The 9,922-nt window shown below is 69.2% G+C and carries 9 protein-coding genes; all 9 read right to left on the bottom strand.

Annotated features, from left to right (window positions below):
- Nucleotides 1–1,131, bottom strand: a 1,131-nt coding sequence (locus ABNT58_RS13900) for a methyl-accepting chemotaxis protein (protein WP_348754058.1), incomplete at its 3' end; no start/stop codon positions are given.
- 138 nt (nucleotides 1,132–1,269) lie between these two features.
- Nucleotides 1,270–2,991: a nitrogen regulation protein NR(I) gene (gene ntrC, locus ABNT58_RS13895; protein WP_348754057.1), complete on the bottom strand. Its 1,722-nt coding sequence runs from the start codon at nucleotides 2,989–2,991 to the stop codon at nucleotides 1,270–1,272.
- A gap of 31 nt (nucleotides 2,992–3,022) precedes the next feature.
- Nucleotides 3,023–4,105: a nitrogen regulation protein NR(II) gene (gene glnL / locus ABNT58_RS13890; protein WP_348754056.1), complete on the bottom strand. Its 1,083-nt coding sequence runs from the start codon at nucleotides 4,103–4,105 to the stop codon at nucleotides 3,023–3,025.
- Nucleotides 4,102–4,608 (bottom strand): hypothetical protein, encoded by a 507-nt coding sequence (locus ABNT58_RS13885; RefSeq protein WP_348754055.1) that lies wholly within the window; start codon nucleotides 4,606–4,608, stop codon nucleotides 4,102–4,104. The genes glnL and ABNT58_RS13885 overlap by 4 nt, the downstream gene beginning before the upstream one ends.
- 177 nt (nucleotides 4,609–4,785) lie before the next feature.
- Nucleotides 4,786–6,201 (bottom strand): type I glutamate--ammonia ligase, encoded by a 1,416-nt coding sequence (gene glnA, locus ABNT58_RS13880; protein WP_046113542.1) that lies wholly within the window; start codon nucleotides 6,199–6,201, stop codon nucleotides 4,786–4,788.
- Nucleotides 6,202–6,421: 220 nt separating this feature from the next.
- A complete protein-coding gene (locus tag ABNT58_RS13875; RefSeq protein WP_348754054.1) occupies nucleotides 6,422–7,216 on the bottom strand; it encodes a molybdopterin-binding protein in 795 nt (264 codons plus the stop codon).
- Nucleotides 7,213–8,097, bottom strand: coding sequence for an EI24 domain-containing protein (locus ABNT58_RS13870; RefSeq protein WP_348754053.1), 885 nt, complete (start codon nucleotides 8,095–8,097; stop codon nucleotides 7,213–7,215). The genes ABNT58_RS13875 and ABNT58_RS13870 overlap by 4 nt, the downstream gene beginning before the upstream one ends.
- Nucleotides 8,098–8,105: 8 nt before the next feature.
- A complete protein-coding gene (locus ABNT58_RS13865; RefSeq protein ID WP_348754052.1) occupies nucleotides 8,106–9,077 on the bottom strand; it encodes a sterol desaturase family protein in 972 nt (323 codons plus the stop codon).
- A gap of 7 nt (nucleotides 9,078–9,084) precedes the next feature.
- Nucleotides 9,085–9,891 carry a polysaccharide deacetylase family protein gene (locus tag ABNT58_RS13860; RefSeq protein ID WP_348754051.1) on the bottom strand — a complete coding sequence of 269 codons (807 nt, stop codon included), beginning with the start codon at nucleotides 9,889–9,891 and terminating at the stop codon, nucleotides 9,085–9,087.
- Between the last annotated feature and the right edge of the window lie 31 nt (nucleotides 9,892–9,922).

The following is a 9,922-nucleotide window of genomic DNA, read 5'->3' as shown; positions in this document are numbered from 1 at the left end:
GAAGCCCCGCCCCTGCTCACCGGCGCGGGCGGCTTCCACCGCCGCATTCAGCGCCAGGATGTTGGTCTGGAAGGCGATGCCGTCGATGGTGCCGATGATGTCGCCGATGCGGCGCGAGCTGGCCTGGATCTCCTGCATGGTGTTCACCACCTGGCCCACCACACTGCCGCCACGCTGGGCCACTTCGGCCGCCGAATGCGCCAGCTGGTTGGCCGTGTCGGCCGCCTGCGCGCTCTGCTGCACGGTGCCGGTCAGCTGCTCCATGCTGCTGGCCGTGTGCTGCAGGTTGCTGGCCGCCTGCTCGGTGCGCATCGACAGGTCGGCATTGCCGGCCGCGATCTCGGAAGAGGCCTGCTCCAGGCCCTGGGTGGAAGCGCGCACGCTGCCCACCATGGTCGACAGCGCGCCCGTCATGTGATGCAGCGCGCGCATCAAGGCACCGAATTCATCGCCGCGCGTGGTGTCGATGCGGCGGGTCAGGTCGCCCTGGGCGATCGCATCAGCGGCCTGCACCGCCTCGTCCAGCGGGCGCTGCACGCTGCGCGCCAGCAGCGCGCCGGCCAGGCCCGAGAGCATCAGCACCCCCAGGGCGCCGGCGGCCAGCTGCCAGGCCAGGGCACGGCGCTGCGCCTCGGCCTGCTGCAGCGCCTGCTGGCCCCGCTGCACCTGCCAGGCCGCGAATTCGTCGATGCCGGCCACGTAGGCCTTGGTGGCGGGCTCGTACTGCTGCTTGACCAGCTCTTCCACCGCCGACGGATCGCCAGCGCTCATGGCCTGGCGGATGCGGTCGTTCACCGCATCCAGCGTCTGCCCCAGCGCACGCACGCGGTCGCTGATGGCCTTGTCTTCGGGCGAGGTGGCCAGGCCCAGCACTTCGTCGCGCAGCGCCGCGATGCGCTGCGGGTCGGCGGCCACGGCCTCCTTGAACCAGCCCGCCACCGCAGGGTCGGCGCCGATGGCACCGGCGATGGTGCGGATGGCGGCCGCGTCGGCCGCGGCCTTCCATTGCACCGCCCGCTCAGCCAGGCGGGCCAGCGAAGCCTCGACCTGCGCCGCCTCGCGCGCCATGGCAAAGGAGCGCATCAAGCCCAGGGCGCCGGCCGCCACCAGCAGCAGCTGCAGGCACAACATGGCAGCCCATAGCTTGTGCGACAAGCGAAGGCGATTCAACGACTGCACGGCCGACCTCATGCGGGGAACATCCCGCCAGAGGTATCGGCCGGCAGGCCGTGCGGCTTGAGCCTGGAGGCGCCTGCGCGGCGCCGGGGGCTAGTCGTCCAGGCCCAGTTCCTGGATCTTGCGGGTGATGGTGTTGCGGCCGATGCCCAGCTTGTGCGCCGCTTCGATGCGGCGGCCGCGGGTGATGTCCAGCGCGGTGTGGATCAGCTGGCCTTCGAACTGGCGGGTCAGCGTGTCCCACACCTCGGGCGAGCCCGATTCCAGCAGCTGGCGGGCTTCACGTTCCAGGTCCTGCAGCCAGGGGCGCGGGCCTGTGCTGCCCGCGGGCAAGGCGCCCGGGCTGCCACCGGCCAGGCCGCCCGGCAGGGCCGCGCCGCCTGCACCGCCCAAACTGCCCAGGCCGCCGAAGCCGCCGTAAGGCGAAGCGGCACTGGACTGGCCGGCGGCGGGCGAGCCGCCGGCCGGCAAGGAGCCGGCATAGCCGCCCAGGCCCTCACCGGCCGCAGCCGGCGCACCCAGGCCGGAAGCGCCGCCAACCGGCAACGCCTCGGGGAAGCTGGCCGGTATGCCGCCGGTGGACACGGCCGGCTCCGCCGGCAGGCTGGCGGTGCTGGCCGGCTCGGCCGGCGCCAGGGCTGCGGGCGCGGCTGCCACCGGCGCCACCGCCAGCAGTTCGGGCGGCAGGTCCTTGGCTTCCACCACCTGGGCCGGCGCCATCACCGTGAGCCAGTGGCACACGTTCTCGAGCTGGCGCACGTTGCCCGGAAAGTCGAAGGCCATCAGGCGTTCCAGCGCGGCATCGGTGATGCGCTTGGCTTCCACGCCCAGTTCCTTGGCGCTTTTCTGCAGGAAAAAGCGGGTCAGCGCGGGCACGTCTTCGCGCCGCTCGCGCAGCGCCGGCAGCCGCAGCCGGATCACGTTGAGTCGGTGGAACAGGTCTTCGCGGAACACGCCCTGCTTGACCCGCTCTTCCAGGTTCTGGTGGGTGGCGGCGATCACCCGCACGTTGCTCTTGAGCGGCTGGTGGCCGCCCACCCGGTAGAACTGCCCGTCGCTCAGCACCCGCAGCAGGCGGGTCTGCAGGTCGAAGGGCATGTCGCCGATTTCGTCCAGGAACAGCGTGCCGCCATCGGCCTGCTCGAAGCGGCCGCGGCGCATGGTCTGAGCACCGGTGAAGGCGCCGCGCTCATGGCCGAACAGCTCGCTTTCCAGCAGGTCTTTCGGGATGGCGGCGGTGTTGATGGCCACGAAGGGACCGTTGCCGCGCGGGCTGTGCTTGTGCAGCGCGCGGGCCACCAGTTCCTTGCCCGAGCCGCTTTCGCCGGTGATCATCACCGTGACGTTGCTCTGGCTCAGCCGGCCGATGGCGCGGAACACGTCCTGCATCGCCGGGGCCTGGCCCAGCATCTCGGGCATCTCGGCCTGGCGCTCGTCGATCCCCGACTCGCGCATGCTTTCGTCGACCGCACGGCGGATCAGCTCCACCGCCTTGGGCACGTCGAAGGGCTTGGGCAGGTACTCGAAGGCGCCGCCCTGGAAGGCCGACACGGCGCTGTCCAGGTCGGAGTAGGCGGTCATGATGATGACCGGCAGCCCCGGGTGGCGGGCCTTGACCTTGGTCAACAGCTCGATGCCCGAGCCGCCGGGCATGCGGATGTCGCTGACCAGCACCTGCGGCGCTTCTTCGTCCAGCGCACTGAGCACGTCGCGCGGGTTGGAGAAGCTGCGCACCGGAAACTGCTCGCGGGCCAGTGCCTTCTCGAGGACGAAGCGGATGGATTGGTCGTCGTCGACGATCCAGATGGGTTTCATGCGCGCGGAGTTGCTTTCTGAGGCGGTGTGATCACGGCAGCGGGATCACGATCTTGAACACCGTCCGCCCCGGAACGCTGTCGCACTCGATCGTGCCCTGATGCTGCTGCACGAAGGTTTGCGCCAGCGTGAGCCCCAAGCCCGATCCGCCATCGCGCCCCGAGACCAGCGGGTAGAAGATGCGATCGCTGATGGACTCCGGTACTCCCGGGCCGTTGTCCTCGATATGCAATTCAAGTGCCAGCCGGAAGCGGTGCTTGCCGATGGTGATCTGCCGCGCGATGCGGGTGCGCAGCCAGATGCAGGCGTCGCCGGCCTGGATGCGCTCGTGCAGCGCCTGCGCCGCGTTGTGCGCGATGTTGAGCACCGCCTGGATCAGCTGCTCGCGGTCGCCGCGGAACTCGGGGATGGAGATGTCGTAGTCGCGCTCGATCGTCAGCCCGCGCGGGAACTCGGCCGTGATCAGCGCCCGCACCCGCTCGCACACCTCGTGGATGTTGACGTCGCTGACCACGTGCGGGCGCCGATGCGGCGCCAGCAGCCGGTCCACCAGGGCCTGCAGGCGGTCGGCCTCCTGCACGATGACCTGGGTGTACTCGGTCAGCTCCTTCGATTCGAGCTCCATCTCCAGCAGCTGCGCCGCGCCGCGGATGCCGCCCAGCGGGTTCTTGATCTCGTGCGCCAGGTTGCGGATGAGTTCCTTGTTGGCCTGCACCTGGCCCAGCGTGCGCTCCTCGCGGTCGTGGCGGGTCTGCTGCTCGATCTCGATCACCTCCACCAGCACACGTTCGGTGTCGCCGTCGATCTGGTTGACGATGACGTGCACCGGCATCGGCTCCAGGTGCACGTTGGGCTGGCGGCGCAGCGCCGCCTCGAAGCGGCCGGTGGCGTAGTCGTTGCGGGCCACGGCCAGCAGCGTGTCGCGCAGCTGCTGCGGCTCGACGAAGCAATCGAGCAGAGAGCCGCGCTGCAGCGTGCGGCGCGACAGGCCCATCACCTGCTCGAAGCTGGCGTTGGCGAACAGGCATTCGCCGGTGGGCCGGGCCACGGCGATCATCGTGGCCAGCAGGTCGAAGGTGTCGAAGCTGATCGACGGATGGGCGGTGGGCTTCATGGGGGCAGGCGCGACAGCTCGCGGCGGATGGCTTCGACGTCGCCTTCCTTGCGCTGGATGGCGGTGCGCATCTCGTCCACACGGTCGAGATAGCGCTGATAGTTGCGTTCGTTGCCCTGCCGCTCGGGCTGGCCGTTGTTGAATTCCAGCTTCATCGCGGCCAGGCGCTCCTGTTCCTTGCGCAGCTCGGCTTCCAGGATGCGGCGCGCGTCGGCGTCGCGGGCGCGCTGATCGGCGGGGTCGACCCGGCCTTCACCGCTGCGCTGGGCCGAAGCACCCGGCGCGGCCCCGGCCGGCGCCGGCACCGGCCGCGGCTTGGTCTGCATCACCGTGACCGGTGCGCTTTCGATGGTGCGGCAGCCACGGTCCTGCGCCTCGCGCGGGCTCAGCTGGTCGGTGTAGAGCACCGGCGGGCCGGGGCAGCGGTAGACCGTGGTGGTCTGTGCCCAGGCGGGGGCCGTGCAGGCCAGCAGCACCGTCACCAGCCATCGACGAAACGTCATGCAGCGAATCTCCAAGGGTCGGGGCGTTGATTGTGCGGCAGTGGCACCACCCGCCCGCCGGGCCGCCCCAAGGGCGGGTGCGGCCCCCCTGGGGGGTAGCGAGCGCAGCGAGCTTGGGGGCTCCATGAACGAAAAGGGACGGCCGAGGCCGTCCCTTTGTAGCAAGCCCCGAAGGACTTACAGGCTGTAGTACATGTCGAACTCGACCGGGTGCGTGGTCATGCGGAAGCGCTGCACTTCCTGCATCTTCAGGTCGATGTACGCGTCGATGTACGAGTCGGTGAACACGCCGCCCTTGGTCAGGAATTCGCGGTCCTTGTCCAGGTACTCCAGCGCCTGGTCGAGGCTGTGGCACACGGTCGGGATCAGCTTGTCTTCTTCCGGCGGCAGGTGGTAGAGGTCCTTCGAGGCGGCTTCGCCCGGATGGATCTTGTTTTCCACGCCGTCCAGGCCGGCCATCAGCAGGGCCGAGAAGGCCAGGTACGGGTTGGCCATGGGGTCCGGGAAGCGCGCTTCGATGCGGCGGCCCTTCGGGTTGGCGACGAACGGGATGCGGATCGAGGCCGAGCGGTTCTTGGCCGAGTAGGCCAGCTTCACCGGGGCTTCGAAGCCCGGCACCAGACGCTTGTAGCTGTTGGTGGTCGGGTTGGTGATCGCGTTCAGCGCGCGGCCGTGCTTGATGATGCCGCCGATGTAGTACAGCGCGAATTCGCTCAGGCCGGCGTAGCCGTCACCGGCGAACAGGTTCTTGCCGTCCTTCCAGACCGACTGGTGCACGTGCATGCCCGAGCCGTTGTCGCCCACGATGGGCTTGGGCATGAAGGTCAGGGTCTTGCCGTAGCTGCGGGCCACGTTCTGCATCACGTACTTCTGCAGCTGGCACCAGTCGGCGCGTTGCAGCAGCGTGCTGAACTTGGTGCCCAGTTCCATCTGGCCGGCGTTGGCCACTTCGTGGTGGTGCACTTCGACCGGGATGCCCAGCGATTCGAGGATCAGGCTCATTTCCGAGCGCAGGTCCTGGCCCGAGTCGACCGGGGGAGTGGGGAAGTAGCCGCCCTTGACGGTGGGACGGTAGCCGGAGTTGCCGTGCTCGTAGTCCTTGCCGGTGCTCCAGGCGCCCTCTTCCGACTCGATCTTGACGAAGCAGCCGGACATGTCGACTTGCCAGCGCACGCTGTCGAAGACGAAGAATTCGGGCTCGGGGCCGAAGAAGGCGGTATCGCCCAGGCCGGACGACTTCAGGTAGGCCTCGGCGCGCTTGGCCAGCGAACGCGGGTCGCGCTCATAGGCCTTGCCGTCGGCGGGCTCCAGCACGTCGCAGGTCAGGATGACGGTGGGCTCTTCGAAGAACGGGTCGATGTTGGCCGTGTTCGGGTCCGGCATCAGCAGCATGTCGGACGCTTCGATGCCCTTCCAGCCGGCGATCGACGAACCGTCGAAGGCGTGGCCGGAGGTGAACTTGTCTTCGTCGAAGTGCGAGATGGGCACCGTGACGTGCTGTTCCTTGCCGCGGGTGTCGGTGAAGCGGAAGTCAACGAACTTGACTTCGTTTTCCTTCACCATGGTCATCACGTCGGCGACAGTCTTTGCCATCAGGAATCTCCTAGCGGGCGCTGGTCTGGGGTGGTTTTAAGGGAGCGAAACGGCAGATCGGGGAATTCAAAGGCAGCCCGGGTACGCCGGCTGCCAAGCCCCAAAAAGGCGCATGCAAAATTAGCAGAAAGTGTGCCCGCGGAATCTTACCGGTTCCGGGGCGGGGTAACGCCAACTTGGTGCACTGCAACGCACCAGGCCAGCGCATTCTGGGCGCGCGTCAGCGCACCATTTCCGGGCCGAGCGTCAGCGCCATGCCGCGCAGCGCCGACAGCAGCCGCTCATACGCCGCCGGCACCAGCGCCGCCGCGCCCTTGACGCCCAGCTCGATGTGGCGGCCGTACTGCGGATGGTCGACGCTGGGCAGGCTGAACACCTTGACGCCCGGGTGCTCCTGCTCCACCGCTTCCATCAGCGGCGTGAGCGTGGCTTCCATGCCGCCGAAGACGATGACCGACTGCTCCACCTGCCGGTGGCTGCCGTGCAGCGCGGCATAGCGGCCGTCCAGCAGGGCTTCGATCATCGGGTGCGCCATCACCGGGAAGCCGGGCACGAAGTGCACGTCGCCCACGCTGAAGCCCGGAATCTTGTTGTACGGGTTGGGAATGATCGCCGCGCCCTCGGGGAACACGCCCATGTTGAGGCGGTGCACGTTGTCGGGGCGGTCGGGCTCGTAAGGCGTGCCCTGCTCGGCCGCCACGTCGCGCATGCGCTCCTGGATCAGCGCCTTGGCTTCGGGGTGCAGCAGCAGCGGCACGCCCAGCGCGGCAGCGGCGGCCTGGCGGGTGTGGTCGTCGGGCGTGGCGCCGATGCCGCCGCAGCTGAACACCACGTCGCGGGTGGCGAAGGCTTCGCGCAGCGTGGCGGTCATGCGCTCGCGGTCGTCGCCCACGTAGCGGGCCCAGGCCAGCGACAGGCCGCGGGCGCCCAGCAGCTCGATGACCTTGGCCAGGTGCTTGTCCTGGCGCTTGCCCGAGAGGATCTCGTCGCCGACGATGATGAGGCCGAAGTTCATGACAAACGCTCCGGTGAAGATGAAGAAGGCGGCAGCGCCGGCGCGGCATCCACCACCACCACGGGCCCGGTGGCGGGGCCGGTGGTGCCCGCCATGCGCAGCCGCTGCAGCGCGGCCAGGCCATAGTGGGTGAACCACAGCGACGAAAAGGCGAACACCAGCGTGTACAGCCACACCGAGGCCACGATGAGGATGGGCGCCAGCACCAGCGTGACCGCGCTCACCGCCCACAACAGCGAAGGTGCGGCGCCCAGGTAGCCGCACACCACGCCGATGGTCAGCAGCGGCCAGCGGTGCTGGCGCAGGATCAGCCGGCGCTCTTCCGCGGTCGCATGGTCGGACAGCGCGTCGAAGGCCATCACGCGGTAGGTCAGCCAGCCCCAGATCAAGGGCGGTATCACCAGCACCAGCGGCGGAATGAGCCACAGCGGCACGCTGGCGGCCAGCAGCAAGAAGGCCAGCAGCGTATGGCCGAGCGAAAAAGCCACCGAGCTGGCCAGCCCGGCGCCATGCTTGCGCTCGAGCATCGGAAAGCGGCGGCGGGCCACCAGGCTCACCAGCGCCGGCGTCATCATCAAGGCCACCAGCACCAGCGACAGCAGCACGATGACGGGCACCGCCAGCGCCACCACGATCATCGGCGCCAGCACCGCGCGAAAGCCCTGCGCGCCCATGGCGTCCAGCCACTGCAGGAAGGCGCTGGTCAGCAGCCAGCCTTCCAGCGTGGCACGCACGCCGTCGATGGCGGCCTCATAGAAGAACCAGCCGGCCGCGAAGGTGAGCGCGCCCACCAGCAGCAAGGGCAGCAGCGAGAGCATCACCACCCGCGGATGCAGGCAGTAGGCGGTGGCGCGCCAGAAGGCGTCGATGAGGTCTTTCATGCCGCGCATCATCGCCGCCCGGCCAGGCGTTGCAGCCCCAGCCACTGCTGGGCCCAGAAGCCGCGGCCGTAATCGCGGCCACCTTCCTGCGGCAGCTGGTCGCGGATGCCGGTGGGCTCGATCGGCCGGTCGAAGGCCGCGGTGCGGAACAGCAGGTCCCACACCGGGAACAACACCGCGAAGTTGTGGCCGCCCAGCGTGCCGGCGCCGTGCGATTCATGGCCGATGCCGATGGCATGGTGCACGCGGTGGAAGCGCGGGCTGACCAGCAGCCGGTCGCCCCAGCGGCCGAAGCCCAGGCGCACATTGGCATGCGACAGGCTTTCCACCAGCTGGCTGATGACCACCAGCGCCACGAACTGCCCCGGCGGTATGCCCACCACCAGCCCCACCAGCACGAACACGCTGTCGTGGATCAGGTCGTCCAGCAGGTGGTTGCGGTTGTCGCTCCACAGCGTCATCTGGCGCTGGCTGTGGTGCACCGCATGCAGCTGCCACCACCAGTCGAACTCGTGCTGCGCGCGGTGCAGCGCATAGCCCACCAGGTCGAACAGCAGCAGGTACAGCAGGAAGGACACCCAGCCCACGTCGGTGACGCCGGGCCACAGGTTGTCCAGGTGGAAGGTGGGAAAGCCATGCAGCCGCAGCCAGCCGAAGCCGTTGTCCCACAACGGCTGCAGCGTGAAGAACAGCAGCACGCGGAACAGGCCCAGCCGGTGGATGAAGGTGTAGAGCATGTCCACCCGCACCGCGGCGCGGTCGGTCAGCGGCTCGGCCGGGCGCCACAGCTCCAGCGCGCGCAGCAGCGTCACCATCACCAAGATCTGCAGCAGGCCGGCCAGCAGCCAGCCGGTGGCGTCGAACGCGTCTTCCAGCAGGTTGCCCATGCCCAGCGCATACATCGCCGGCTGCACCGCCTGCTCGAACAGCCACTGCTGGGCCAGGCCGAAGGCGTCCACGAAGGCATCGATCGGGTTCATGTGATCTTCAACGCGCCGGGGGCACCGCCCGGCCATACAACGGATGCTCGCGCAGCGTGGCGAAGCACAGGCCGCGGGCCTGCAGCCCGGTGATCAGCGGCTCCAGCACCGCCGGCGCCCAGGGATCCTGGCGCGACCAGATGCCCAGGTGCGCCAGCAGGATGTCGCCCGGCTGGATGCGCTGCAGCGCCTGCGCCAGCAGCTTGTCGTTGGGGTATTTGTCGCTGGGCAGTTCGTCGCCCAGAAAGCCCGCCGGCGACCAGCCCACGTGGGTGAAGCCGCAGGCCTTGGCCGCCGCCAGCAGGGCCGGCGAGATGCGGCCGGCCGGTGCGCGGAACAGCGGCAGCATCGGCTGGCCGGTCATGGCCTCGAAGCGCTGCGCAGGCCGGCGCAGTTCGTCGCAGTACTGGGCGGGGGTCAGCGTCAGCGTCTTGCCGTTGTCGGGCCCGGCGGTGGGCCGCAGCCGCAGGCCGGCGGCGGTGTCGGCCTGCCACACCAGGTGGTCCCAGGTGTGCGATCCGAAGGCATGGCCTTCGGCCGCCCTCGCCTTCCACCAGGGGGCCCATGTGTCGTCCAGGCTGCTGCCATCGGTGCGGGTGCGCTCGTTGGCCAGGAAGAAGGTGACCTTGACCTGGTGGCGCTGCAGCACGTCGGCGATCAGCGGCGCCACGCCCATATGGCCGGTGTCGAAGGTGAGGTAGACCGGCTTGCTGCACGGCGCCGGGGCGGCAGCGGCGGGTGTGGCCGCCAGCACTGGCAGCGCAGCCGCCAGTGCAAGGGCCAGCGCAACAGCGGTGCTAGATGCGGCCCGCATGCGCCAGCGTCCACACGCCGTGGGGCGACTT

Origin of the sequence: uncultured Aquincola sp. (genome assembly GCF_964001545.1) — a bacterium.
In the GTDB taxonomy this organism is placed as follows: domain Bacteria; phylum Pseudomonadota; class Gammaproteobacteria; order Burkholderiales; family Burkholderiaceae_C; genus Aquincola.
This window is presented reverse-complemented; position numbering and strand designations above follow the sequence as displayed.

Coding starts and splice junctions, on each gene's coding strand:
- ntrC (WP_348754057.1), bottom strand. CDS start 2,991: ATGAAACCCATCTGGATCGTCGACGACGACCAATCCATCCGCTTCGTC.
- glnL (WP_348754056.1), bottom strand. CDS start 4,105: ATGAAGCCCACCGCCCATCCGTCGATCAGCTTCGACACCTTCGACCTG.
- ABNT58_RS13885 (WP_348754055.1), bottom strand. CDS start 4,608: ATGACGTTTCGTCGATGGCTGGTGACGGTGCTGCTGGCCTGCACGGCC.
- glnA (WP_046113542.1), bottom strand. CDS start 6,201: ATGGCAAAGACTGTCGCCGACGTGATGACCATGGTGAAGGAAAACGAA.
- ABNT58_RS13875 (WP_348754054.1), bottom strand. CDS start 7,216: ATGAACTTCGGCCTCATCATCGTCGGCGACGAGATCCTCTCGGGCAAG.
- ABNT58_RS13870 (WP_348754053.1), bottom strand. CDS start 8,097: ATGAAAGACCTCATCGACGCCTTCTGGCGCGCCACCGCCTACTGCCTG.
- ABNT58_RS13865 (WP_348754052.1), bottom strand. CDS start 9,077: ATGAACCCGATCGATGCCTTCGTGGACGCCTTCGGCCTGGCCCAGCAG.
- ABNT58_RS13860 (WP_348754051.1), bottom strand. CDS start 9,891: ATGCGGGCCGCATCTAGCACCGCTGTTGCGCTGGCCCTTGCACTGGCG.